General features: G+C 36.5%; 23 protein-coding genes, 2 tRNA genes and 1 pseudogene. 13 read left to right on the top strand and 13 right to left on the bottom strand.

The window, feature by feature from the left end:
- The first annotated feature begins 2 nt into the window (after positions 1-2).
- Together dapA and bamC are read left to right on the top strand one after the other, a co-directional pair.
- The gene (dapA, locus tag AAX15_RS07130; RefSeq protein WP_046939778.1) at positions 3-899 is read left to right on the top strand and encodes a 4-hydroxy-tetrahydrodipicolinate synthase; all 897 of its coding nucleotides are present in this window, start codon (positions 3-5) and stop codon (positions 897-899) included.
- Positions 900-997: 98 nt separating this feature from the next.
- The gene (gene bamC, locus AAX15_RS07135; RefSeq protein WP_046939779.1) at positions 998-2,002 is read left to right on the top strand and encodes an outer membrane protein assembly factor BamC; all 1,005 of its coding nucleotides are present in this window, start codon (positions 998-1,000) and stop codon (positions 2,000-2,002) included.
- A gap of 31 nt (positions 2,003-2,033) precedes the next feature.
- On the opposite strand, the gene AAX15_RS07140 is transcribed toward bamC, so the two are convergent.
- On the bottom strand, positions 2,034-3,077 hold the full coding sequence (locus tag AAX15_RS07140) for a glycosyltransferase family 9 protein (RefSeq protein ID WP_046939781.1): 1,044 nt from the start codon (positions 3,075-3,077) through the stop codon (positions 2,034-2,036).
- A gap of 76 nt (positions 3,078-3,153) precedes the next feature.
- Between AAX15_RS07140 and AAX15_RS07145 the strand changes: the two genes are divergently transcribed.
- Together AAX15_RS07145 and rdgB are read left to right on the top strand one after the other, a co-directional pair.
- Complete coding sequence (locus AAX15_RS07145) at positions 3,154-3,879, top strand: 3-deoxy-D-manno-octulosonic acid kinase (RefSeq protein ID WP_032828045.1); 726 nt, start codon at positions 3,154-3,156, stop codon at positions 3,877-3,879.
- A gap of 11 nt (positions 3,880-3,890) precedes the next feature.
- Entirely contained in the window at positions 3,891-4,478 is a 588-nt protein-coding gene (gene rdgB / locus AAX15_RS07150; RefSeq protein ID WP_046939783.1) for an RdgB/HAM1 family non-canonical purine NTP pyrophosphatase, read from the top strand.
- Between the two features lie 90 nt (positions 4,479-4,568).
- On the opposite strand, the gene AAX15_RS07155 is transcribed toward rdgB, so the two are convergent.
- Together AAX15_RS07155 and AAX15_RS07160 are read right to left on the bottom strand one after the other, a co-directional pair.
- Positions 4,569-6,413, bottom strand: coding sequence for an ABC transporter ATP-binding protein (locus AAX15_RS07155; protein ID WP_046939785.1), 1,845 nt, complete (start codon positions 6,411-6,413; stop codon positions 4,569-4,571).
- 78 nt (positions 6,414-6,491) lie between these two features.
- Positions 6,492-7,387, bottom strand: a pseudogene (locus tag AAX15_RS07160) (cupin domain-containing protein).
- Between the two features lie 111 nt (positions 7,388-7,498).
- Between AAX15_RS07160 and AAX15_RS07165 the strand changes: the two are divergent.
- Complete coding sequence (locus AAX15_RS07165) at positions 7,499-7,840, top strand: carboxymuconolactone decarboxylase family protein (RefSeq protein WP_046939787.1); 342 nt, start codon at positions 7,499-7,501, stop codon at positions 7,838-7,840.
- A gap of 118 nt (positions 7,841-7,958) precedes the next feature.
- Here the strand turns inward: AAX15_RS07165 and rnhB are convergent, their stop codons facing one another.
- From rnhB to AAX15_RS07190, 5 genes are all read right to left on the bottom strand, one after another.
- Positions 7,959-8,552: a ribonuclease HII gene (gene rnhB, locus AAX15_RS07170; protein WP_046939789.1), complete on the bottom strand. Its 594-nt coding sequence runs from the start codon at positions 8,550-8,552 to the stop codon at positions 7,959-7,961.
- Positions 8,545-9,717 carry a lipid-A-disaccharide synthase gene (gene lpxB / locus AAX15_RS07175; RefSeq protein ID WP_046939791.1) on the bottom strand — a complete coding sequence of 391 codons (1,173 nt, stop codon included), beginning with the start codon at positions 9,715-9,717 and terminating at the stop codon, positions 8,545-8,547. The genes rnhB and lpxB overlap by 8 nt, the downstream gene beginning before the upstream one ends.
- A gap of 66 nt (positions 9,718-9,783) precedes the next feature.
- The gene (gene lpxA / locus AAX15_RS07180) at positions 9,784-10,572 is read right to left on the bottom strand and encodes an acyl-ACP--UDP-N-acetylglucosamine O-acyltransferase (protein ID WP_005642748.1); all 789 of its coding nucleotides are present in this window, start codon (positions 10,570-10,572) and stop codon (positions 9,784-9,786) included.
- Between the two features lie 14 nt (positions 10,573-10,586).
- On the bottom strand, positions 10,587-10,991 hold the full coding sequence (gene fabZ / locus AAX15_RS07185; protein ID WP_044233196.1) for a 3-hydroxyacyl-ACP dehydratase FabZ: 405 nt from the start codon (positions 10,989-10,991) through the stop codon (positions 10,587-10,589).
- 127 nt (positions 10,992-11,118) lie between these two features.
- Positions 11,119-12,678 carry a phosphoethanolamine transferase gene (locus AAX15_RS07190; protein ID WP_046939793.1) on the bottom strand — a complete coding sequence of 520 codons (1,560 nt, stop codon included), beginning with the start codon at positions 12,676-12,678 and terminating at the stop codon, positions 11,119-11,121.
- Positions 12,679-12,808: 130 nt separating this feature from the next.
- Between AAX15_RS07190 and pyrH the strand changes: the two genes are divergently transcribed.
- The gene (gene pyrH / locus AAX15_RS07195) at positions 12,809-13,522 is read left to right on the top strand and encodes a UMP kinase (RefSeq protein ID WP_005628053.1); all 714 of its coding nucleotides are present in this window, start codon (positions 12,809-12,811) and stop codon (positions 13,520-13,522) included.
- Between the two features lie 64 nt (positions 13,523-13,586).
- Here the strand turns inward: pyrH and AAX15_RS07200 are convergent, their stop codons facing one another.
- Complete coding sequence (locus AAX15_RS07200; RefSeq protein WP_046939795.1) at positions 13,587-15,113, bottom strand: catalase; 1,527 nt, start codon at positions 15,111-15,113, stop codon at positions 13,587-13,589.
- A 737-nt stretch (positions 15,114-15,850) separates the two neighbouring features.
- Between AAX15_RS07200 and AAX15_RS07205 the strand changes: the two genes are divergently transcribed.
- The 3 genes from AAX15_RS07205 to AAX15_RS07215 are packed head-to-tail and all read left to right on the top strand — an operon-like array spanning position 15,851 to position 18,093.
- Positions 15,851-16,063 carry a helix-turn-helix transcriptional regulator gene (locus AAX15_RS07205; RefSeq protein WP_010129411.1) on the top strand — a complete coding sequence of 71 codons (213 nt, stop codon included), beginning with the start codon at positions 15,851-15,853 and terminating at the stop codon, positions 16,061-16,063.
- Positions 16,056-16,334, top strand: coding sequence for a hypothetical protein (locus AAX15_RS07210; RefSeq protein ID WP_010129410.1), 279 nt, complete (start codon positions 16,056-16,058; stop codon positions 16,332-16,334). Before AAX15_RS07205 ends, AAX15_RS07210 begins: the two co-directional genes overlap by 8 nt.
- Before the next feature lie 40 nt (positions 16,335-16,374).
- On the top strand, positions 16,375-18,093 hold the full coding sequence (locus AAX15_RS07215; protein ID WP_046939798.1) for a hypothetical protein: 1,719 nt from the start codon (positions 16,375-16,377) through the stop codon (positions 18,091-18,093).
- 42 nt (positions 18,094-18,135) lie between these two features.
- On the opposite strand, the gene AAX15_RS07220 is transcribed toward AAX15_RS07215, so the two are convergent.
- Positions 18,136-18,723, bottom strand: a complete 588-nt coding sequence (locus AAX15_RS07220) for a hypothetical protein (RefSeq protein ID WP_005644465.1) — start codon at positions 18,721-18,723, stop codon at positions 18,136-18,138.
- A gap of 229 nt (positions 18,724-18,952) precedes the next feature.
- Here AAX15_RS07220 and merR point away from each other — a divergent pair, with 229 nt between their 5' ends.
- The 3 genes from merR to AAX15_RS07235 all read left to right on the top strand — a co-directional run bounded on the left by merR (position 18,953) and on the right by AAX15_RS07235 (position 22,163).
- Positions 18,953-19,345 (top strand): Hg(II)-responsive transcriptional regulator, encoded by a 393-nt coding sequence (gene merR / locus AAX15_RS07225; RefSeq protein ID WP_005644354.1) that lies wholly within the window; start codon positions 18,953-18,955, stop codon positions 19,343-19,345.
- A gap of 28 nt (positions 19,346-19,373) precedes the next feature.
- A complete protein-coding gene (merA, locus tag AAX15_RS07230; protein WP_001031935.1) occupies positions 19,374-21,014 on the top strand; it encodes a mercury(II) reductase in 1,641 nt (546 codons plus the stop codon).
- 225 nt (positions 21,015-21,239) lie between these two features.
- Positions 21,240-22,163: an ISL3 family transposase gene (locus AAX15_RS07235; protein ID WP_005644441.1), complete on the top strand. Its 924-nt coding sequence runs from the start codon at positions 21,240-21,242 to the stop codon at positions 22,161-22,163.
- 813 nt (positions 22,164-22,976) lie between these two features.
- Here the strand turns inward: AAX15_RS07235 and AAX15_RS07245 are convergent.
- From AAX15_RS07245 to gltX, 3 genes are all read right to left on the bottom strand, one after another.
- Complete coding sequence (locus AAX15_RS07245) at positions 22,977-24,176, bottom strand: tyrosine-type recombinase/integrase (protein WP_046939806.1); 1,200 nt, start codon at positions 24,174-24,176, stop codon at positions 22,977-22,979.
- A gap of 238 nt (positions 24,177-24,414) precedes the next feature.
- A tRNA-Ala gene (locus AAX15_RS07250) sits at positions 24,415-24,490 on the bottom strand.
- Between the two features lie 80 nt (positions 24,491-24,570).
- Positions 24,571-26,013, bottom strand: a complete 1,443-nt coding sequence (gene gltX / locus AAX15_RS07255) for a glutamate--tRNA ligase (protein ID WP_046939807.1) — start codon at positions 26,011-26,013, stop codon at positions 24,571-24,573.
- A 170-nt stretch (positions 26,014-26,183) separates the two neighbouring features.
- On the opposite strand from gltX, the gene AAX15_RS07260 reads away from it, so the two are divergent.
- Positions 26,184-26,259, top strand: a tRNA-Val gene (locus AAX15_RS07260).
- Positions 26,260-26,315: the final 56 nt, after the last annotated feature.

The following is a 26,315-nucleotide window of genomic DNA, read 5'->3' on the forward strand; positions in this document are numbered from 1 at the left end:
CTATGTCAGCACAAAATCTTTTATTTTCAGGCAGTATTGTTGCACTTGTTACACCGATGAATAATTACGGCGAAGTAGATTTCGCTTGTTTAGAAAAATTGGTGGAATATCACGTTGAGGCAGGCTCTAATGCGCTTGTTTCTGTGGGAACAACGGGTGAATCAGCAACATTAAGTATTGAAGAAAATGTAAAGGTTATTGAGAAGACAGTTGAATTTGCCAAGGGGCGTATTCCTGTGATTGCTGGCGCAGGCGCAAATGCGACGAGCGAAGCAATTACAATGACTAAATTATTACGCGATAGCGGCGTTGCGGGTTGTCTATCCGTTGTACCTTACTACAATAAACCAACCCAAGAAGGGATTTTCCAGCATTTTAAAGCCATTGCTGAATGTACAGATTTACCGCAAATTCTTTATAACGTACCAGGTCGTACCGGTAGCGATATGAAGCCAGAAACGGTTGCTCGTTTATCGAAAATCAACAACATTGTTGGTATTAAAGAAGCAACTGGAGATATTAGTCGTGTCACCAAAATTAAAGAACTCGCAGGCAAGGATTTCATCGTTTTAAGTGGTGATGATGCAACGAGTTTGGATGCGATGAAACTTGGCGCAGAAGGCGTGATTTCTGTAACGAATAACTTAGCACCAAAAGATATGGCTGATATGTGTCGCTATGCCCTTGCGGGAGATTTTGCTAAAGCCGAAGAAATTAATGCTCGCTTAATGCGTTTACATCATGATCTCTTTGTTGAATCAAACCCAATTCCTGTGAAATGGGCGGCTTATCGTTTAGGTTTAATTAAGTCAGCACACTTACGCTTGCCATTGACGGTGTTAAGTGAAGAGCTTCAACCAAAAGTAGAAGAAGCACTGAAAATCGCAGGATTATTATAAAAATCAGGGGTAAGCCATTACCCCTAAACTTTTTGCATTATAGGCTGTCGAAGTGCGGTCAAAATTCATAAAGTTTTCAATTTAGTTAAGGTTCAAATATGAAAAAAATAATGTTGAGTTTAGCAGCGGTTATCGTATTGGCTGGCTGTTCGTCTGATCCTGAAGCATTAAAGACAGCTAATGATTCTTTCCAAAAATCAGAGGGTTCTATCCCTGGATTTTCACCGTTGGCGAGTGGTGGCGTAATGCTACCAAAAGCAGACGATACTTATGCGTTGCCTAATATTGCTGTGAAAAAGGGAGAAAATATTGATATTCGTCCTCCATCAACACCATTAGCCATTATTGAAAATTCATTAACACAATTCGATGGTGAACGAGCATTAATCGTGTATCCAGAACAGCAAACGAGTGTGTATAACCTACAACAAGTTGAACGCTTATTAAAAGAAGACGGTATTTCATCAACGACGAATGGTGCGATTTTAACGACGGACTGGGCGCCAACAGGAAGAATTGGTGATAAATCGGGCACTGAGATTAAATATCAAGTAGAACAAGTTATGGCTCAAGATGCGAGTGCACTAGCCGTGTCTGTTTTACAAATGCGTCGTGATGGCGTGATTTTCACTCCAAGTGTATCCGATAAGCAACGTTATACGTCTGAACGCTTAAACCGCATTGTGTCTGCATTAACTTCTGCTTATAACAAACAGCAACAAGATTTATCTGGCGCTTCTGTGGGAGCGGTAGCTTCGCAAATTATTCAGGATTTGAATGGTCAAACTGCATTAGCGATGAATGTTAATTTTGGTCAAGCATGGGAAAAATTAGGTGGAGCTTTACCTAAAGTAGGTTTTGCAATTAAATCTGAAACTGCAGGTAAAGGTTATCGTGAATTAAAATATTCAGCATTAAAAAAAGAAGATTGGTTGCGTATGGGTACTGAACTTCCAGAACTTGAAAACGGTACTTACCAAATGCAAATTTCTGATCATGGCAGACAAAGCTCCGTTGTCATTTCTGATGAAAAAGGCAAGGCGTTGTCTGGTGATTCAGCTGCGAGAATTTACCAAGCAATTAGTAACTTGATTGCAAGATAAATAAAAGCTCAGCATTAGCTGAGCTTTTTCTTTAGAATAATCCCAATTTTTTCATTTGTTCAATGACGGGTTCGAGTTGAATCTCTGCCATCAAATTTTTCCCTTTTAGTTTCGTTGCCCAAGGTAGTTTAGAAGATGGTTTGCCAAATTCTTTTTGGGCATTTTCTTCATATACTGATACCACGTTATCTAAATTATTATAAGGAGCAGTACGCAAAGGATTGTGATACGCATATAAGCCAATAACGGGTGTTCCTTGTGTTGTCGCAATATGGGCAGGGCCAGAATCTGGCGAAAGCACCAAATCAACCTTAGAAATTAAAGCGGTAAGCTGTTTTAGGTTTGTTTTTCCTGCAATATTGGTTGGAGTAAAATGGCAATGTGCGGTAATTTTTTCGACTATTTCTAATTCTCGTTTGGCTGGCGAGCTACAGAAGATGACATTGATATTATGCTGATGAGCAATATTGGCAACCTCTGCATAACGTTCGATTAGCCAATCTTTTTCTGCTTTGCTAGAACAAGGGGAAATTAATAAATTTTTACGAGAGAAATCAATAAATTGATCGGCAAATTTATAATCATCTTGTGAGATAGCTAATTCCCATTTTGGTTCTAATTTCGGTACGCCAATATATTCAGCGAAAGCCATAAATCCATCTAATACATGGGGCGATGAGGGATCTGTGATACGACGATTTACAAATAGCCATTGTCCTTCTCGAGAACGTTTTTCTCCAAATCCAATTTTGAATTTTGCTTTAATTCCTAAAGAAAGGATTGATGCACGAAATGCTGTTTGCATATTTAATAGCGCATCAAATTGTTTATTTTTTAGTTTTTTCCAGAGTAATAAAACACCTTTCCATCCCGCTTTTTTATCGTAAGGAATGAGCGTGACATTAGGAATGCCTGAAAGTAAACCCATTTCGGTTTTGCCTACAATCCAAGTAATTTCTGTTTGAGGATAATATGCCTGAATGTGCTGAACCACTGCTAAGGCATGACAGACATCGCCTACAGCTGATAATCGGAGAATACAAAGGGATTTTGGAGCTTCGGTAAAAAGTGGCATTGGCATTCCTTTCTCATTTAACTTGCGCCTATTTTAAAGTAGAATGAGTCCATTTTCTATTCATAACAACATTCCAATGCACCAATTCCAACAAGATAACCAATATTTTATCTTTAATTTTGACCGCACTTTTGAGCAATCAACCGAGTTTTTCCGAGCGGAATTTTGGCAAAAACAAAAACGAGTGATAGGGAGTGCAAAAGGTCGAGGCATCACTTATTTCTTGCAAACGGAAGATTGGTTTGGCGTAAATTGTGCCTTGCGTCATTATTATCGCGGTGGACTTTGGGGTAAACTGAACAAAGATCGTTATCGTTTTTCTGCTCTTGAAACTACCCGTAGTTTTGCTGAGTTTCATTTGTTGCAACGTTTGTATGAAGCAGGTTTGCCTGTGCCTAAACCCATTGCCGCACGTATTCAAAAAGGCAAGTTAGGTATTTGCTATCAAGCGGATATTTTGACGGAAAAAATCGAAAATTCGCAGGATTTAACCGCACTTTTACAAACACAAACATTGCCAAAAGAAACTTGGATGCAAATTGGTCGTTTGATTCGAAAACTACATGATTTACAGATTTGCCATACAGACTTGAATGCACACAATATTTTGGTTCAACAAACTGAACAAGGGCAAAAATGTTGGTTGATTGACTTTGATAAGTGCGGTGAAAAATCTGGAGATTTTTGGAAAGTGCAAAATCTGAATCGTTTAAAACGTTCCTTTGAAAAAGAAGTTGGACGAATGAATATTCAATTTACCGAGCAAAACTGGGCTGATTTAACAGCGGCTTATTATCAATAAAAGGACTGATTATGAAACAAAAAATCGTACTTGCTACAGGCAATAAAGGCAAAGTGAAAGAAATGGCGGATGTCCTATCTGATTTTGGTTTTGAAGTGATTGCGCAAACAGATTTAGGCATTGAAAGCCCAGAAGAAACAGGTTTAACTTTTGTTGAGAATGCGTTATTAAAAGCACGTTGTGCATCAGAAAAATCAGGTTTACCTGCTATTGCGGATGATTCTGGCTTAGTAGTTTCCGCACTTAATGGTGCGCCAGGCCTGTATTCTGCACGTTATTCGGGTGAAGAGGGAAATGATGCTAAAAACCGTGAGAAATTATTGGCTGAGCTTGCTCATGTTGCACAAGATAAGCGCCAAGCCAAATTTGTGAGCTGTATCGTGTTTTTACAGCATCCAACGGATCCATCGCCAATTATTGCCGAAGGTGAGTGTCACGGTGTGATTGGTTTTGAAGAAAAAGGCGAAAATGGTTTTGGTTATGACAGTTTATTCTTTAGCCCAGAACAAGGTTGCACATTTGCTGAATTAGAAACCGTTGAGAAGAAAAAAATTTCTCATCGTGCGCGAGCATTGAAAGTATTAAAAAGTAAGTTATAAATCTAGTTAAACGTATGATAATAAAAGGCACGCATATTTTTTATATGTGTGCCTTTTTATATGGATTTTATCTAGAGCGGAAAAGTAACATTATTCAGCATGTTCACTTAAAAATCCGCCACTTTGATGATTCCAAAGTTTAGCGTACAGACCATTGAGTTCCAGTAATTCAGCGTGAGTACCTTGTTCAACAATTTGTCCTTTATCAAGCACAATCAGGCGATCCATCGCTGCGATGGTGGATAAACGATGGGCAATGGCAATCACAGTTTTATTTTCCATCATCTTATCGAGACTTTCTTGTATCGCCACTTCTACTTCTGAATCCAGTGCGCTTGTGGCTTCATCTAACAATAGGATTGGTGCATCTTTTAACATGACACGAGCAATAGCAATGCGTTGACGTTGACCACCTGAAAGTTTTACACCTCGTTCACCCACGTGGGCATCATAGCCTTTTCTGCCTTGAGCATCAGTGAGAAATGGAATGAAATCAGCGGCTTCTGCTCTTTCAGCAGCTAAAACCATTTCTTCATCTGTGGCATTAGGGCGTCCATAAATAATATTGTCACGCACGGAGCGATGTAGCAGAGAAGTGTCTTGAGTCACTAAACCGATTTGGCGGCGTAGGCTTTCTTGTTGCACATCTAGTACATCTTGCCCATCAATGGTAATCGCGCCTTGTTGTGCTTCGTAGAAGCGAAGCAACAAGTTCACAATCGTGGATTTTCCTGCACCAGAACGGCCGATTAGTCCGACTTTTTCACCTGGTTTGATGGTGAGATTGAAATGATTGAGCAATGGTTTTGTCGGATCATAAGCAAAGCTAATATCGTTAAACTTAATTTCCCCTTGTGTCACTTGTAACGGAGATGCTTGTGGTTTATCCACAATAGTGTGAGGTTTGGTCAACGTATTCATTCCGTCGTTTACGGTTCCGATATTCTCAAACAAACGAGCAGATTCCCACATAATCCAACGAGACAGCCCATTGACTCGTAATGCCATTGCAGTTGCTGTTGCTATTGCACCCACACCAACTTGACCATTTTTCCATAAAATAATACCAAGTATTGCAGTACTTAACGTAAGTAGAATATTTGTAGCGTAAGTGAGTGTATCTAGTGATGTTGCTAAGCGCATTTGGGCGTGCACTGTGACCATAAAATCTTCCATAGAACGTTTGGCATAAGCAGCCTCACGCGAACCATGAGAGAATAATTTTACTGTGGTAATATTGGAATAAGCATCTGTAATGCGTCCTGTCATTAAAGAACGAGCGTCAGCTTGTCGTTGAGCAGTCTTTGATAATTTAGGAATGAGGGTTCGTAGGATAAAAACAAAAATCGTAATCCAAGCAATAAATGGCAGTAAGAACCAAGAATCTAATGCTGCGAGCACCAAGCCCGATGTAATAAAATATACGATGACATATACAAACATATCCGCTAGTGTGAGCACTGTATCACGAACAGCAAGTGCGGTTTGCATTACTTTGGCAGATACTCTGCCGGCAAATTCATCTTGATAAAAACTCAAACTTTGTCCAAGCATTAAACGATGGAAATTCCAACGCAATCGCATTGGAAATACGCCTTGTAAGGTTTGTAAACGTACGGTAGAGGCTAAAAATCCCCACACTATGCTAACAAGTAATAGGGCAGCCATACCAATTAATAAATGACCTTTTTCTTGCCATAATGCCTCAGGCGTAAATGTCCCTAACCAATCCACAAGCGTTCCCATAAATTGGAATAATACGGCTTCCATTACACCAGTACCAACCGTTAGCAATGTCAGTAAGAGAATCCAGCCTTTCATTCCTTCAATGCTAGACCAAATAAAGCGCAATAAGCCTTTTTTAGGTGTTGTTGGATTACCTTCTGGATAAGGATTTAAACGGTTTTCAAACCACGAAAAAATTTTGTTAAACATATCTTTTCCTTAAAAAGAAAAGGCAACAGATGTTGCCCTTCAAGAACCTTGTCAATTATAGCGCAAAAAACATCCAATTTATAGGCTGGCAGATTTTCTGTATTGGCTTGGCGAAAGTTGGTAGTAATTCTTAAAGGCTTTACTAAAATGCGCTTCCGATTGATACCCTACTTCTAAAGCAATGGCAAGCACGGATTGTTGAGATTGCTTTAATAAAAACGCTGCCGATTGTAACCGCACTTGAGTAATAAAACGCCCTGGAGACATACCAAGTTGTTGTTGAAAAACACGAATAAAGTTTGCTCGAGACATTGCAGAAAGGTCGGCTAATTGTTCAATTCGCCAATCTTCTTGAGGGCGTTGTAATATCGCACCTAGCACCGTATTTAATCGCTTGTCTTGCAACGCAAGTAGCACACCGCCTGTAATTAAGTTCTCTTGAATAGCATGGCGTAAAATATAAATTAAAAGCACATTCGAAAGTGCATCGACGACTGATTTCGTACCTGCATCGTTTTTTTGGCTTCTTGTAGAAAAAGTTGAACCAAAGGATGAATCGGCGTATCACATAAATTGAGATGCAAATATTCAGGCATAGAAGCTGTAAGAAGGGCATCTTGCTGATAATAAAATGCACCGCAGAACATTTTTAAATCCGGTGTGCCTTGCCCTACTTGATACAATTCAAATGCACCTTGCCAGCTTTTTTTCAATGATGCGTCCTTTGTTTGGTTGGATGAATGACGCATAAAGTGCGGTTGATTTTGGGGAAGGAAAAAGATATCACCTTCCTTTAAATGAAATTGCTTTTGTCCTAGTGTAAGCCAGCATTCGCCTTGTTCTATAAGATGGAATACGCCTTTTCCTGCATCTTTTTCTTGATGGGCAACTTGCCATTCACCTTGAAATTCACAGCGAATATTAATTTCCCCACGCACTTGTGCTAAATGGGTGAGTTTATCTAAATAATCCATAATGAGATGTTAGCGATAAAAATTGAGATAAATAAGCAAGTATCATAATTCAATCTGCCTATAATTTGCCACACCAGTTGGTTATTAATTCAATATATTTAGGAGAACATTATGTTTGCAGATTGGAAAGAACACACATCACACGTTAAAAAATCATTTGGTGCGTTAGGTAAACAATATCCAAAAATGTTACAAGCTTACCAAGCATTAGGTGCAGCAGCGGCAGAAGGAAATGTGCTTGACGCTAAAACTCGTGAGCTTATCGCATTAGCTGTTGCTGTGACAACCCGTTGTGAAAGCTGCATTAGCGTACACGCAGAAGAAGCTGTAAAAGCTGGCGCAAGCGAAGCTGAAGTAGCTGCAGCATTAGCAATGTCTATCGCATTAAATGCAGGCGCTGCTTATACTTATTCTTTACGTGCATTGGAAGCATATAACGTACAGAAAGGTTAATTACCCGTCATTCCATAGAGTTAAGTTGATTAAAGGAAAGGGAGTATTTTTAGTACTCCCTTTGTTTTTATCGATATTTTACTGCCTAACAAAATAAAAGCATTTTGCAATTAAAATTCTAACGATTTTCTAGCGCTTTTTTCACTGGGGCAAAGCTACGACGATGTTGCGGTAACGCGCCAAGTTCAGCTAATTTTTCCAAATGTAATTTGGTCGGATAGCCTTTGTGCTGGGCAAAAGCGTATTTTGGATATTGCTTGTCTAATTCTTCCATTTCTTGGTCTCGTGCCACTTTCGCCAAAATAGAGGCTGCACTGATTTCCGCCACAAGGCTATCGCCTTTTACGACGGCTTGCGCTGGAATATTTAAATCTTTTGGGATCTTATTGCCATCAACCAACACAAAGTGCGGTTGAATTTTTAAAGATTCTACCGCTCGAGTCATTGCCAGCAAGGAGGCTTGCAGGATATTTATCTCGTCAATTTCGTTAGCTTCAGCTCGTCCTAATGCCCAAGCAAGAGCTTTTTCTTTGATTTCTTGTGCAAGGGCTAAACGTTTTTTCTCAGAAAGTTTTTTAGAATCAGCGAGGCCTTCAATTGGGTTATTAGGATCTAAAATGACGGCTGCCGTTACAACAGCCCCAACTAGAGGGCCTCGCCCAACTTCATCAACGCCAGCGATCAATTCATAGCCTTGTGGATATTCAAACATTTTCTGTTCCCTCTAATAAATCAATGACCGCTTGAGCTGCTTGTTTATCGGCATTGCATTGAATTTTTTGGTGTAAATCTGTGAAGTGCTGAATTAAAACATGGCGATTTTTTACCGCACTTTCATCATCAGAAAGATAAACAGATAGTTTTTCAGCGAGTAATTCTGGCGTGCATTCTTCTTGAATCATTTCAGGAACGAGCATTTCATTCGCAAGCAAGTTTGGTAAAGAAATATAATCGGTTTTCACTAAACGTTTTGCTAAGAAATAGGTCAGTGGTTTCATTCGATAGCCAACCACCATAGGGGATTTACAAAGCATTGCTTCAAGCGCAGCTGTTCCTGAAGCAAGAAGCGTTGCATCAGCTGCGATCATTGCTTGTCGTGCATTGCCATCAATTAAATGCAGGTCTAGATTTGGCGCAATTTTAGCTTTAATAGCTTCAAATTGAATTCGTCGTTTTTCGTTCACCAAAGGAACTAGGAATTGTAAATCAGGAAATTGTTCTTTTAACAATAAAGCCGTTTTTAAGAAAGGCTCAGCCAGAAATTCCACTTCTGAACCACGACTTCCAACTAAGATAGCTAAATAGCGTTGTGCGGGATCAATCTGGAGCATTTGGCAGGCTTCGGCACGGTTTGGTTTGAGCGGAATAGCATCTGCCATTGTGTGTCCAATAAAACGGCAAGGCACATTAAATTTATCGTAAAAGGCTTTCTCAAAAGGCAAAAAGGCAAGCACTTGATGAGTTGCTTTGGCAATTTTGTGAATGCGATTTTGACGCCATGCCCATACAGAGGGGCTAACGTAATGAATAGTTTTAATTCCGTTTGCCTTGAGCTTGAGTTCTACATCCAAATTAAAATCAGGCGCATCAATGCCGATGTAAACATCAGGTTTTTCTTGCAACATGGTTTGAATGACATTTTTGCGAATTTTCAACAGACGAGGAAGATGTTTCAAAATTTCAGACAAGCCCATGACTGATAGCTCTTCCATATCGACGAGCGTCTTACAGCCTTCAGCCAACATTCTTGGGCCTGCAATGCCAATAAAGCGAGCATTAGGATAATGAGCTTTGAGCTGGCGAATTAAACCAGAACCGAGAATATCACCAGATACTTCTCCAGCAACAAGAGCGATGGTTGGATTTGTTTTGTTCATCAAATTTACCCTAAAAAATAACCGCACTTTGGCGTGCAAAGTGCGGTTGAATACAGAGATACTTTATTAACGAATAATACCGCGAGTTGAACGTTTGAAAAATTCAACAAAGAAACTGATCGCTGAATCGGTTTCCGCAATTTGCTCAATTTCTGGTAACACTTCTTCGAGCGTTTTGCCGCTACGATAGATCATTTTATAAACGTTACGGATTGCGTGCATGGTTGGTTTATCAAAACCACGACGTTTTAAACCTTCTAAGTTTACGCCAAATGGACGGGCGTGGTTGCCTTGTGCCATAACATAAGGAGGTACATCTTGGCTTACCATAGAACCGCCGCCTAACATGACGTGTGCACCAACGATTACAAATTGGTGAATTGCTGACATGCCACCAACAATCACGAAATCATCTAATTCTACGTGACCAGCAAGCGTTGCATTGTTTGCTAAAATACAGTTGTTTTTAATTTGGCAATCATGTGCAACGTGAACATTCACCATTAATAAATTGTTATTGCCAATAGAGGTTACGCCACCGCCCTGAATGGTGCCACGATGGATTGTCACGTGCTCACGAATTCGGTTGCCATTACCAATAATCGTTTTGGTTGCTTCGCCGTTATATTTTAAATCTTGGTTCACTTCACCAATGCTAGCAAATTGATAGATTTCGTTATCTTCGCCAATAACCGTATCGCCTCGTACAACAACGTGAGATTTCAATACAGTGCGAGCTTTAATTTCAACAGTGCCTTCAACAATACAGAAAGGCCCGATAACAACACCTTCACCAATAACTGCGCCTTCTTCAACTAAGGCTGTAGGATGGATTTTTGCATTTGGGTGGATCATATTTACCCCCTTAATTAACGACGAGCGCACATTAGTTTTGCTTCACAAGCAATTTCACCGTTTACGGTTGCAACACCAGTAAATGCAGTGATGCCACGACGTTCTTTAATCACTTGAACGTTTAATTCCATTTGATCTCCAGGTAACACTGGGCGTTTAAAGCGCGCTTCATCAATACCTGCGAAATAGAATAATTCACCACCTTTTAATTCGTGAGTTTTAAAGGCTAAAATGCCCATTGCTTGTGCCAAAGCTTCTAAAATTAAAACGCCCGGTAAAATAGGTTCGCCAGGGAAGTGACCTGTGAAACAAGGCTCATTGACGCTAATATTTTTAATCGCTTTTAACCATTCGCCTTCTTTAAAATCCAATACGCGATCCACTAATAAAAATGGATAGCGATGTGGTAATAACGTCATAATTTCTTTTGATTCGATCACTCTTGGTTGTTGTTCTGACACGTTGACACCTTACAAAAAATAAACAAATAAAATCTCCCAGATTATACGATATTTACGGCTAAAAATAAAACGCACTCAATATAGCTTAGTGTTTAGGACGAATATCAATGGCTGGATCGTCATCTTTACGATATTTTTCATCAATTCGTTTTTGCAATCCAAAGTCATTTTTATCCGATTCGTTAGAAAATAAATCTTCTGTTTGCGTTAATTGAGGATTTTTAATCCCTATCCAATTTGCGATTCCTTCTAAGAAGTTTAAACCTGATTTAAACACCTTATATTCTTTGCGTTCGGTATCATCTGATGAAATTTTGAATAGCGGAATATTATGATGTTCTCGGCTGAAACAGTTTTGATTGAACAAAAGTATATTGTTTTTTTCATCCTGTTGGTGGCATAAACCGTGATCTGAGAAATAAATCATTGAGAAAGTGCGGTGATTTTTCTTCGCGTTTTCTTCAAGCTGCTCATATACACGTTTTAAAAATTCATCAGTTTTCTTAATAGACGACACATAGCAATTTAAGTACCCATATCTCGGATTAAGATCTTTATCATCAAAGATTTTTGGATAATCTTCGACACGGTCGCAAGCCATTGGATGTGAACCATAAATATGCAACACAATAAAACGTTTTCCTTGAACAGGATCTTCTAGTACTTGGGCGAATTTGGGTAATAAATCAAAATCACTAAAGTTAGTAGAATTAAAGCTCCCGCCTTTTTTCAAGAAAAAGGTTTCATCAGATTTTGATGCAAGGGATGAAACTGGCGTATCGAATTCACCGAGCATACCTTGATTAGAAAGCCAATAAGTTTTCAGGCCTGCAGATTTGATGAGATCGACTAAACTCAAGCTGTAATTGGGTTCCCATTTTTCTTTGTTAGGAAGGGTTAACATAAGTCGAAGTGAGGCGACAGTATTTGTTCCCGCTGAACGAAAACCATCAATCAACGTGCCTTTAGCTCTAGACATAAACGGCGTGTTTTCAATCGGATATCCATAGGCATGATGATAATCTTTACGTGCACTTTCACCAAGAACAATCACATAATCATCATAGCGTGAATTTTCTAATGTTGATTTTCCCCAGTTATCAGATTGGGACATTTGTTTGAGTTTTTGCACTTCATCCACAATTTTTAATGTGGAACTTACCGTTTCTTTGATCGGTTCAGCAAGCGGCATGTTGTAGGCAAAGAGCAATGTCGCTAAGGCAATAAATGTTTTATTACGATAAAATTTTATGCCAAATTTCACCGCACTTTTGTACTGAAGAAAAATCAAAATAGGAATGGCGAAAGCAATTAAGTAACTACTCACCGGGATTTGCAATAGAAATTCCTTCGTTTCCAACATATCTGTCGCGAAAAGCGAGGCAATATATTGGTAGCTTGGAGGACCAAAATTTAGCCCTGTAGGCGTATAAAAAGCATGCAGTAATGCAAGCGGTAGCAAAATAAAATAGAAGGATTTTTTACTGCTACTTAATAAGAGAATAGTTGTTGTTGCAAGCAGAATGAGAGCTACACTTGGTTCTGTAAACATTCCAGAACCGATTAAAATAAAATACCCCGCTAATGTGGCACAAATCACCGCAAAAAGTGCGGGTAAAATTTGGCTTGTTTTTTTCGTGTTCATCATTGTCTTCCCTGAAAAGAAAATGTCGCTATTATCCACCTTTTACTCAGAATTTCCATATTTAACTTCTTCACTCTTGAGTGGTTATTTTATAGAATAAGCCAATTTTTTAAGCCAGAGGGAGAAAACAATGAGCCAACCAATTTATAAACGTATTTTATTGAAATTAAGCGGTGAAGCATTACAAGGAGAAGATGGTTTTGGTATCGATCCTGCGATTCTCGATCGTATGGCTGTTGAAATTAAAGAATTAGTGGAGATGGGCGTGGAAGTCGGCGTTGTTCTTGGTGGTGGCAACTTATTTCGTGGCGCAAAACTAGCAAAAGCAGGGATGAATCGCGTGGTGGGCGACCATATGGGAATGCTTGCTACGGTGATGAATGGCTTGGCAATGCGTGATTCTTTATTCCGTGCTGATGTGAATGCAAAATTAATGTCCGCTTTCCAATTAAATGGTATTTGCGATACTTATAACTGGTCTGAAGCAATCAAAATGTTACGCGAGAAACGCGTAGTCATTTTCTCCGCGGGAACAGGAAGTCCATTCTTTACCACAGATTCTGCCGCTTGTTTACGTGGTATTGAAATTGAAGCTGATGTTGTATTGAAAGCGACTAAAGTTGATGGTGTATATGATTGTGATCCTGCAAAAAATCCTGATGCAAAACTTTATAAAAATTTAAGTTATGCAGAAGTGATCGATAAAGAATTACAAGTGATGGACTTAGCTGCGTTTACTTTAGCTCGCGATCATGGAATGCCGATCCGAGTGTTCAATATGGGTAAACCTGGTGCATTACGTCAAGTAGTGACTGGTACCGAAGAAGGCACCACTATTTGTTAGTGAATGTTGAAAAGTAAAACGGTAGGAAAATTCCTACCGTTTTTGTTTGGTTACAGCCTAGAGATTATAACAATCCGCCTTGACCTAATGCTGGGTCAGTTTCACGTGCTTTTAATGCATCTTCAACTGTTAATCCTAATGCTTTTGCAACGCCTTCACCATATGCTGGCTCACACCAGTGACAGTTACGGATATGACGGTATTTGATGAACTCAGGTGCATCACCCATTGCAGCTGCAGTGTTGTTGAATAACGCTTGTTTTTGCTCTGCGCTCATTAAGTTAAATAATGCACGCGGTTGGCTGAAGTAATCATTATCATCATTACGGAAATCCCAGTGTGCAGCATCACCATTAATGCGAAGCGGTGGTTCAGCAAAGTCTGGTTGTTGTTGCCATTGGCTAAAGCTGTTTGGCTCGTAGTGCGGTAAGCTACCGTAGTTGCCATCTACACGACCTTGGCCATCACGTTGGTTGCTATGAACAGGGCAACGTGGACGGTTTACTGGAATTTGACGGTAATTCACGCCTAAACGGTAACGTTGTGCATCCGCATAGTTGAATAAACGAGCTTGTAACATTTTATCTGGGCTTGCGCCGATACCTGGAACTAAATTACTTGGTGCAAATGCAGATTGTTCTACATCAGCAAAGAAGTTTTCTGGGTTACGGTTAAGTTCAAATTCACCCACTTCAATTAACGGATAATCTTTTTTCGGCCATACTTTGGTTAAGTCGAATGGATGATAAGGTACTTTTTCCGCATCAGCTTCAGGCATAATTTGTACATATAAGGTCCATTTAGGGAAATCACCACGTTCGATTGCTTCATACAAATCACGTTGATGGCTTTCACGATCATTTGCGATGACCGCAGCTGCTTCTGCATCAGTTAAGTTTTTAATACCTTGTTGAGTATGGAAATGGAATTTTACCCAGAAACGTTCACCAGCTTCATTCCAGAAACTGTAAGTATGTGAACCATAACCATGCATATGACGATAGCTTGCAGGAATACCACGATCACTCATTACAACGGTTACTTGGTGTAATGCTTCTGGTAATAATGTCCAGAAATCCCAGTTGTTCGTTGCTGAACGCATATTAGTGCGAGGATCACGTTTTACCGCTTTGTTTAAGTCTGGGAATTTACGTGGATCACGTAAGAAGAATACTGGGGTGTTGTTACCCACTAAGTCCCAGTTACCTTCTTCAGTATAGAATTTTAATGCGAAACCGCGAATATCACGTTCAGCATCAGCTGCACCACGTTCACCTGCAACAGTGGTAAAACGTGCGAACATTTCTGTTTTTTTGCCAACTTCACTGAAAATTTTTGCGCGAGTATATTTAGTAATATCGTGTGTGACAGTAAAGGTACCAAATGCACCAGAACCTTTTGCGTGCATACGACGCTCTGGAATAACTTCGCGTACGAAATCAGCTAATTTTTCGTTAAGCCATAAATCTTGTGAAAGTAATGGACCACGCGGACCAGCTGTTAAACTGTTTTGGTTGTCCGCCACAGGGGCTCCATTTCCCATAGTTAGGTTAGTAGACGATAAATGCGAAAAAGGGCATTGAGAACTCATTATTAACTCCTTGTATGTATGAAATAAATAGGGTTGAAATAAATTTCATAAACATCATACAAAAAGGTTTTAACGATTGAAATCTATTAAATCAATCAAAAAAAACTATGTAAGGTGATAGGGTTTTGAGATTAGATGTATTTTTATTGGTTTTATAATGCAACAAAAAAGCCTTGAAATTTAAAATCCCAAGGCTTTCTTATAAACTGGTGGGATAATCTCACTTGAACTAGCAATATAAGGCTTTGATTTATAATAACTTTATTTGTTGGGTTTGTGTTCAGTGTTACTATTGGTGTTACTAAAAAATGAAGTGATAGATTATCTATAATAATTAAAGCACTGGTATGCTACCTTGTGAGTTAATGGTAGCACAACAATAGGAAAATATCTAAAAAAGTAAAATAGTATTATTCGACTATTTTTTAGACAGAAATTTTTAAAAATTTTCTTAATGAAAACATTAGTTATATATGAGAATGAATAAGATAAGTTTCCTATGTTGGAAAGCAGAAAATTTGTTCAAAAAATGCTTGCAAGCAATCTGGAGGAAGTATAGGATGGTCTCAAGTTGATTTTAGTTAGACCATACAACAGTAAGGATTTCTTATTAATATATGAAATAGAGGCTATACGCCTTATCAAAAGTGATATTACAGATCATTTTTTTAAACGCAATAATATAAGGGTATTACTAACTAAAGAGTAATACCCTTTTTATATATAGGGGTTTTACCATGGATAGAATAATCAGGGTAAAAGAATTTTTAACGATATTAGGAATATCTAAAAGTACATTCTACACTTGGCAGGATAAAAGTTCTGCTTATTATAAGCCTAATTTTCCCAAAAAAGTTAGCCTAGGAGCTAACTCCGTAGGCTACTTTGAATCTGATGTAAATCGGTACTTAAACAACATTAAAAACCTAAATGAGGTGATCTATGCTTAAAACAGTAGATGATAAGATTTTTTCAATTATTAATAGGAAATTGCCATTAGAGAAACGTTTTAAGAAGTTAACTAGCAATGCTAGAAATGTCTTATACACATTAATCATAAAAAGTAAAAATGAAAATAAAGAAATAACGTTAACTACTTTCAACTCGGAATCTGTTTTTAACTTAAAAAGAGATTTATTCATTAAAGCTATAAATGAATTGATAAAAGTAGATTATTTAAAAAGAACTGAAATAGATAATATCTATATGCTAAAAATTTAAATCCAAGCCACTATTTAGTGGCTTTTTTATGGAGATTATTATGAAGAAAGAAAATGTAAGTTTTCCAGATAAATGGAAGGGATGGAGATTAAAAAATAATGAGATTGATTACAATGTAGATGATAATAACTATCTACTTTCTAGGCGTAACTATTTACTAGATAAAGTAGATGATAGCAGTTACAAACTTAAGAATAGCATAGATAGCTATTCAAATAGGCAAGTCTTAGCTTGGGGTTGCGGCTCAGGGAAAACCACAAATTTAAAGGTTCTTTGTGCTAATACTGATAAGTCTACTTTGATTATTGTAAAAACAAATGAAGAAATTAAAAGGCTTGTATTTGATGTTAAAGCATTAAATCCTAAACAGTCCATTTGTGGAATTTATAAAGGAAGCGATACATTAAAAGAATTAGAATGTAATATTTATGCTTTGTCAAAATATAGAATAGTAGTAACTAATAACTGGAGGGCTTTATATGAATCAAGCAATATATTTATTAACTATGATGATCCCATAAAGAAAGAGATAACAAAGAGAGAATTAGTTATCTTTGATGAATTCCAGACCCCTTATACGGATATAGTAGTAAAACATGAGAAATTATTAGTAGAACTTTATAAGAGAGAGTTGATATACGGAAAAGAGATAAGGCTAAATAAGGAGACAATTAAGAATATAATAAATTTTGACAAAAATATATTTAATGAATTATTTAATGATTTACCTGATATAAAAAATGAAAAACTATATCATGAAAGAGTTAGCTGGCTATTCAATAAACTTATAGTATCTTTAGGAGATCTATCTAATACAGATATATCATCAGATATTATCATACACCAAGATATTAATGACTTTATAGATGAAGATACAAAATTAATTATTTTAGATGCCACAGCAGAATTTTTATTTGAAGGTAGTAATAATTGGAATATAGAAAGATATAATCAAAGTAAAGTAGTTATAAATAATAATATTTATTATGATACATTGTTATCAACACGAAGGACAAGAAAAAGTAATGAGAAACATAAAAAAAATATTGTTGAAGACATAAGAAAACTTGAGAAATATATTTCTATGAATAATGGAAATAAACATCTTGTTATCACATGGAATAATACATTTCATATAGAGAATCTACCTAACTTCATTAAAGAAAATATTAGTAAAGATTTGCGAGATAAATATGAGGTTATTCATTATAATTCAGGAAAGTGTAGAGCTACAAATGAGTATATAAAATATGATTCAATAATATTTTTTGGTGAGTGGTTTAATAATTCATTTCATGCAGAGAGACTTTCTGAAGTATTAAATACTAAAATAGAATCTAAAGATCTAGTAAAATCAGAAATAGTTCAAGCAATTTTTAGAACTCAAGCAAGAATAGGAAAGTCAGTATCTATCGCATTTTTTTACAATTATAATGAGAAATTATTGGATGGATACGATTCATTTGAAGAAAGTATTAATAGTATATTGAATATAGAAGATAATGATTTTAAAAGAATGGTTAAAATGAGAAGAATATTAAATATAATGGAAAATGAATTGAATAAGAATACACTAAAAAAAGTAAAAAACTTCATTCGTAAAATGAATATTTTAGATTTAAAAAATGAAATTATGGAAATTAAAACCAGCCTTAAAGAATTAAATGATATTGTTGATCATAAATTTAAATCTAGGAGAGATGTTATACCACTTCAAAATGCTCTCATGGAATACCTTAATATAAATTTAACTTTATAAAATAAAAGCCTAATAGGGAGTTAATCTATTAGGCTTTATTTTTTATTGAATAGTTACATAAAAATCTTTTCCATTATCACTACTTTCAATTTTATAACGTATAGGTGCTTTTATGCCACTGTTATATTGATTTCTATAAACTTCTATTGCTTGTTCATGTTCTCTAACCATTTTATCTAACTGTTCTTTAGTTTCAGATAAATATTTATCCCTTTCTTGTTGATAATAAATTTTTACTCTATTAATATCTTGAGGGTAAGATTCTTCTAAAATCCTAAGATTATCTTCAATATTCTTAACCTTATCATCCCTTTCTTGATTGAATCTATTTTTATGATGATTGTAATTATTAGAAAGTTCCTTTTTGTTACGTTCTAAAGACTCAGACACTTCTTTATCACTTGCTCCTGCTCTTTTATAGTTTTTAGCATCTAATTCGATTTGGCTAGACATTCTTTTATAATGATTTTCATTTTCTAGTAATTTTTGTTCTGAATCAGAAATAGCTTTATTTTTATCTGAAGAAAGACTGTTCTTTTTACTAGAATATTTATTTTCTAATTCAGATAACTGTTCTTTTTCTCTTTTATCCATTTTTAATGAAAATTCATTAAATGCATTTTTTAGCATTATTTCTTTTTTTGGGTCTTCGGAATATATAATGGAATTACTTTCTTAATAGTTTAAAAACAACTGGTGTTTAAATTGGATTTTCTGGTGGGATGTTAGGATAATCAATAGTATTATATAAAAGTATCAATCACATACGAGTGATACTTTGGGAAAAAAATAAAATAGTCCAATTTACTTGACCGTGTACTATGGTACATGGTTTATAATATTCAGGGGGTGAAATAAGATGATTTATCGCATTAGTGAGTTTGCAGATAAATGTGGAGTTAATAAAGAAACGATCAGATATTACGAGCGAAAAAATTTATTACAAGAACCTCACCGAACGGAAGCTGGTTATCGGATATATTCATATGATGACGTTAAGCGTGTTGGGTTTATTAAACGAATACAGGAACTTGGTTTCTCTTTAAGCGAGATTTATAAATTACTTGCTGTTGTAGATAAAGATGAAGTTCGTTGTCAAGATATGTTCGAATTTGTTTCTAAAAAACAAAAGGAAGTGCAAAAACAAATAGAGGATTTAAAACGAATTGAAACTATGTTAGACGACTTAAAACAACGATGTCCAGCTGAAAAGCAATTACATTCGTGTCCAATAATAGAAACATTAACATGAGAGATTAATTAACGAAAGGAGCTTTTTTATGAATAAATTTAAGGTAAACATTTCAGGAATGACCTGTACGGGTTGTGAAAAACACGTAGAATCAGCACTTGAAAAGATAGGTGCTAAAAATATTGAGTCTAGTTATCGTCGTGGTGAAGCAGTATTTGAACTGCCCGATGATATTGAGGTTGAAAGTGCAATAAAGGCGATTGATGAAGCAAATTACCAAGCCGGAGAAATTGAAGAAGTATCATCACTAGAAAACGTGGCGTTAATTAATGAAGACAATTATGACCTTCTTATTATTGGTTCTGGTGCTGCTGCCTTTTCTTCGGCAATTAAAGCTATAGAATACGGTGCAAAAGTTGGAATGATTGAGCGTGGAACGGTTGGGGGAACCTGTGTGAATATTGGCTGTGTTCCGTCAAAAACTCTTCTTAGGGCAGGGGAAATCAATCATTTATCAAAAGACAATCCGTTTATAGGTTTACAAACATCCGCTGGAGAAGTGGATTTAGCTAGTTTAATCACGCAAAAGGATAAATTGGTGAGCGAACTTCGGAATCAAAAATATATGGATTTAATTGATGAATATAATTTTGATTTAATTAAAGGTGAAGCAAAATTCGTTGATGCTAGTACGGTTGAGGTCAATGGGGCAAAGTTATCTGCAAAACGCTTTTTAATTGCAACAGGTGCATCGCCTTCGTTGCCCCAAATTTCAGGACTTGAAAAAATGGACTATTTAACTAGTACAACACTTCTTGAGTTAAAGAAAATACCAAAACGATTAACTGTAATTGGTTCAGGATACATTGGAATGGAGCTTGGACAACTATTTCATCATTTAGGTTCAGAAATAACGCTTATGCAAAGAAGTGAGCGACTTTTAAAGGAGTATGATCCTGAGATTTCAGAGTCAGTTGAAAAAGCGTTAATTGAACAGGGTATAAACCTTGTCAAAGGGGCAACTTTTGAGCGTGTTGAACAAAGTGGAGAGATAAAAAGGGTTTACGTAACAGTAAATGGCAGTAGAGAAGTCATTGAATCAGATCAGTTACTTGTTGCCACTGGAAGAAAACCAAATACGGATTCTTTAAATTTAAGTGCAGCAGGTGTTGAAACTGGAAAAAATAATGAAATCCTGATCAATGATTTTGGTCAAACAAGTAATGAAAAGATTTATGCAGCAGGAGATGTGACTTTAGGACCACAATTTGTATATGTAGCAGCCTATGAAGGTGGAATTATTACTGATAATGCTATTGGTGGATTAAACAAAAAAATAGATTTATCGGTAGTTCCTGCTGTTACGTTTACGAATCCGACGGTTGCAACGGTTGGTTTAACAGAAGAACAAGCAAAAGAGAAAGGGTATGATGTGAAGACATCTGTATTACCTTTAGATGCTGTTCCAAGAGCAATTGTAAACCGTGAAACAACCGGTGTATTTAAACTAGTAGCAGATGCAGAAACACTAAAAGTATTAGGGGTTCATATTGTATCTGAAAATGCAGGAGATGTCATCTATGCAGCATCATTAGCTGTTAAATTTGGCTTAACGATAGAAGATTTAACAGAAACCCTAGCACCATATTTAACAATGGCTGAAGGGCTAAAATTAGTTGCACTTACGTTCGATAAAGATATTTCGAAATTATCTTGTTGTGCAGGCTAAGGGAACTTTTTTACAACTCCCTATTCAAGTGAACCAGCTAATGCTTTAAGGGATTTTCTAAGTGCATTTGTGGTCACAAAAATAATTTAACACTGATGATTTCGACATCAAATCTATAATTGATACCTTAACACCGCAGAGTAATAAAGGATGAATAATATGTCAGACTTATTATCCCTACCAGACATTAAAACAATAGAACCGCCACAATAAAATGAAACCGATATGATGTTTAAAGTTGAAGCAGTCGGACCACCTGAACGTTGTCCTGAATGTGGTTTTGACAAGTTGTACAAACACAGTTCAAGAAATCAACTAATTATGGATTTGCCCATTCGTTTAAAGCGAGTGGGCTTACAATTGAACCGTAGACGATACAAGTGTCGTGAATGCGGATCTACCTTCTGGGAACGCCTAATATCTGTAGATGAAAAGCGTAGTATGACCAAAAGGCTTTTAAAGTCCATTCAAGAGCAATCCATGTCTAAGACCTTTGTAGAAGTCGCAGAAAGCGTTGGTGTTGACGAGAAAACCATTAGGAACGTTTTTAAGGACTATGTGGCACTCAAAGAACGTGAATACCAGTTTGAAACTCCTAAGTGGCTTGGGATAGACGAGATACATATTATCCGTAGACCTCGGCTTGTATTGACTAATATTGAACGCAGGACTATTTATGACATCAAGCCTAACCGTAACAAGGAAACAGTCATCCAACGTCTTTCAGAAATCAGTGACAGGACTTACATTGAGTACGTCACAATGGATATGTGGAAGCCCTACAAAGACGCAGTGAACACTATCCTTCCACACGCTAAAGTTGTCGTAGATAAGTTTCATGTAGTTAGAATGGCTAATCAAGCCTTAGATAACGTCAGAAAGTCTTTGAAAGCCCATATGAGCCAAAAAGAAAGACGTACCCTTATGCGTGAAAGGTTTATCCTTCTAAAGCGTAAACACGATCTAAATGAACGTGAATCATTCCTCTTAGATACTTGGTTAGGTAATCTTCCTGCTTTAAAAGAAGCCTATGAACTCAAAGAAGAGTTTTACTGGATATGGGATACTCCTGATCCAGATGAAGGTCATCTTCGTTATAGTCAATGGAGACACCGTTGTATGTCCAGCAACTCTATATGCAAAAATTGAACGTGGAGAAACTAAGCTCAATCTTCATAAATTGGAGCAAATTGCCAATATCTTTAATATTGATGTTTTAGAACTAATCAAAAATGATGATAAGAATGTATTGTTCTTTATGAATGATCATAATACTAACTACTACGGTTCAAATGAGAATTTGACATCAGAAATTGATCTATTAAAGCTAACTATTTCACATAAAGATGAGCTATTGAAACAAAGAGATCTAGTGATTGAACAAAAAGATAGCGAGATTTCAGCATTGAAAGAGATTATTTCTTTGCTTAAATCAAAATAGACACTATCTATAATATACTTATTTTATCTAAATTTATTTAAGTATCAAAAAACGCTGTATAACCTATCTAAATCACTGCTATCAGCATTATTTCTGACAAGATGAGTACCCTACGAGTTTTTTTATCTTTGCTGCTATAAGCGTCTCTCGCATTATATTGACTATATATTCTATATCTAAGTGATTTCCTATTTTTAAGATCCCATATTATTAGAATTCTATTAATTAATAAAAATTATAGATCAAGGGCTGATGATTCTCATCATCAGCCTTAGCTATCTATATAGATCTATAATGATAATCTTCTTCAAAAATAAACGTAGATAAGAGATCTTAATATATAGTAAAAGCTACAATTTGTATTTGTAGCTTTTACATAGGTAAGTAATCATATCTATCAAGATAGATACTCATTAAGTGTTTTTAACTAATTTATAAATAAATTTAGTTGTTTTTTTATTATTAATAGAGGCAGGTCAAAAAAAAACAACTCCGTTTAATGGTAATTTCTCCTAAAAAATTTAAGATTGAGAACATTTCTCAATATAATCTCCCCACATTTGCATAATATCCCTTCTTTTCTCCAAATAATTAGCATGATTATAAGCTAGGCTAACTTGGCTTCCTGTTTTATGTGCTAGACAAGCTTCAGCATGCTCATGTTGAACGCCTTGTTCTGCTAAAAAAGTTCTAGCCAATCCCCTTAATCCGTGTGCAGTCTGTTTATCTTTGTAACCCATCCTTTTTAGTGCCATATTAACAGTAGATGAACTCATTGTTTTCTTTAAATCACTTCTATGAGTAAACAAATATTTATTATGACCCGTCATTGGTCTTAGCTGTTCTATCAAAGCCATTACTTGGGATGATAATGGTACTGTATGTGGAAACCTCACTTTCATTCTTTCAGCAGGAATATTCCATTCTTTTTTATCAAAATCAAATTCGCTCCATGAAGCGTTACTTGCTTCATTAGGTCTAACCATTGTTAATAATTGAAATAAGATTAATAATTGAGTTTTCTTTTCAATCTTAGCACTATGTATTGATTTTATAAGGGTAGGAATTTCTTCAATACTTATTCTAGGGTTATTTCTTTGACGAACAGACTTGAATGTAGAGCTAATTTTTAGGCAAGTATTACTTTCAATTAACCCACTATTAACCGCAAAATTTAAGATTTCATTTAGATGACCGCATAGTCTATGAACCATATCTAGAGATCCATTTTCCTCCACTTTCTTTAACATTTGGACTACTAAAGAAGGCTTAATTTCTTTAATAGAATATCGACCTATCAAAGGAAAAAGATGAAGCTCTAAGTTTCGCCAATATTTATTGATCGTTTTCTCTTCAACTTCTGAACTTTTTTTCTCTTTCCAAAGTTCTGCAACTTTCTCAAAGGAACTTTGAGTATCCATAAGCTGCTTTCTTTCTAGTTCTTCTCTATGTTTTTTAGGATCAATTTGTTGAGCTAATAATTTACGACAGTCATCTCTTAACATTCTAGCTTCAGCTAAGCTAACTATCGGATATGTACCTAGCCCTAAATTAGTCCTTGTACCAAGAATAGGTCGTATATAATTAAATAGCCATAATTTAGAGCCGTTAGGCTTAATTCTTAATAAAAGCCCATAACCATCACATAAGCTATACTCTTTTTCTTTTGGCTTAGCTTTTTTTATCTCTGTATCTGTTAAAGGAGTTGTTCTTCTTGCCATTAGATACCTCCAAAATGAAGTAACACTAAAATATTAGAAATTTATTTTATAAATCATTGAGTTATAAGTTATTTAGTAACACTATATGAGTCTATCATACCATGGTGTTACTATTAGTGTTACTAAAATTTGTGGATTTGGTCAGTTTCTATCGGACTTATTAGAACAACAAAAAAGCCTTGATACATTATATATCAAGGCTTTATCGGACTATATCATACTATATAGAATTAGAATTTGGTGGAGATAATCGGGATCGAACCGACGACCTCTTGAATGCCATTCAAGCGCTCTCCCAACTGAGCTATATCCCCATAAAAGACAGCGACATGATAAAATTTGACTATGTAGCTGTCAATACGATTTTATTATACGTTTGTTATACGGTTAAATATTAAGCGTTTTGTGCATTAATAAAATCAATAGCGCGCTGAATACGCGCAAGTACGCGATCTCTGCCGATACCGACTAGGGTAACATCCATTGATGGCGATTGACCAGAACCTGTCACAGCGACACGTAATGGCATGCCAACTTTACCCATGCCCACTTCTAGTTCAGCAGCAGTTTGCTCAATTGCTTCGTGAATAGAATGTAAATCCCAGCTAGAAAGTGCGGTTAATTTTTCTTTTACTTTTGTAAGCGCTTCAACAGCATTGCCTTTGAAATGTTTTTTCGCTGCAGCTTCATCAAAGGTTTCAAACTCTTCAAAGAAGTAGCGGCTTGAACTAGCCATTTCTTTTAAGGTTTTGCAGCGTTCCGCAAGCATAGAGACAATTTCAGTTAATGCAGGACCATTGGTTGTATCAATGCCTTGATCTCTGTAATGCCATTCGAGGTGTTTAGCCACATATTCTGGCGGTAATTCACGGATATAATGTTGATTCAACCATTGTAATTTTTCAGTGTTGAATGCACTAGCTGATTTGCTTACGTGATCTAATTCGAAATAGTTAATCATTTCTTCGCGACTGAAAATTTCTTGGTCGCCATGTCCCCAGCCTAAACGTACGAGATAGTTGATTAAAGCTTCCGGTAAGTAGCCATCATCTCGATATTGCATTACGCTCACTGCGCCATGTCGTTTAGAGAGTTTTTGACCATCATCTCCATTAATCATGGAAACATGCGCATAGGTTGGAATTGGTGCACCAATCGCTTTTAAAATATTGATTTGACGTGGCGTGTTGTTGATATGATCTTCTCCTCGTACCACATGAGTGATACCCATGTCCCAGTCATCTACAACTACACAGAAGTTATAAGTTGGTGAACCGTCTGTACGACGAATAATAAGATCATCAAGCTCACTGTTGCTGATTTCAATACGGCCACGTACGGCATCATCAAATACTACTGAGCCTTCAGTTGGATTTTTAAAACGTACAACGTGGGGTTCATCAGGTGAATGGCTGTGATCGTGTAAGCAGTGACGGTCATAACGTGGTTTTTCTTTATTTTGTTCTTGAGTATGACGAAGTTCTTCTAAGCGATCTTTAGTACAATAACAACGATATGCTAAGCCTTGTTCAATCATTTCATCGATCACTTGGTTGTAACGATCAAAGCGTTTAGTTTGGTAATAAGGGCCATGTTCCCAAGGAAGATTTAACCATTCCATTCCTTCAATAATGGCAGCAGTTGCTTCTGGTGTTGAACGCTCTAAATCAGTGTCTTCAATTCGTAATACAAATTCACCGTTATTATGTTTTGCGTATAACCAAGAATAAAGTGCGGTACGTGCGCCACCTACATGTAAATAACCCGTAGGACTAGGAGCAAAACGAGTACGCACTTTTACATTTGGATCTAAATTAAAAGGAGCATCTAGTTTCATTTTTATAACCTATCTTCAATAAAATATTAGTCGTTATTCTACTACGACTTGTTTGACTTCTAAATAAAAAAGCGGATTTTATGCTTATTTTTACGACAATTAAACAAAATTTAGTAAAAAGGTATTGACTGAAAATGCATTCTCCCTATAATGCCAACCCACAACATTAAGGGCGATTAGCTCAGTTGGGAGAGCACCTCCCTTACAAGGAGGGGGTCACTGGTTCGAGACCGGTATCGCCCACCACTTCTCTAAAAAGTATTCTTGATGTTGCTAAGTTTGACCAAGCGGGCGATTAGCTT

Source organism: Haemophilus haemolyticus, assembly GCF_001008275.1.
GTDB classification, from domain to species: domain Bacteria; phylum Pseudomonadota; class Gammaproteobacteria; order Enterobacterales; family Pasteurellaceae; genus Haemophilus; species Haemophilus haemolyticus_P.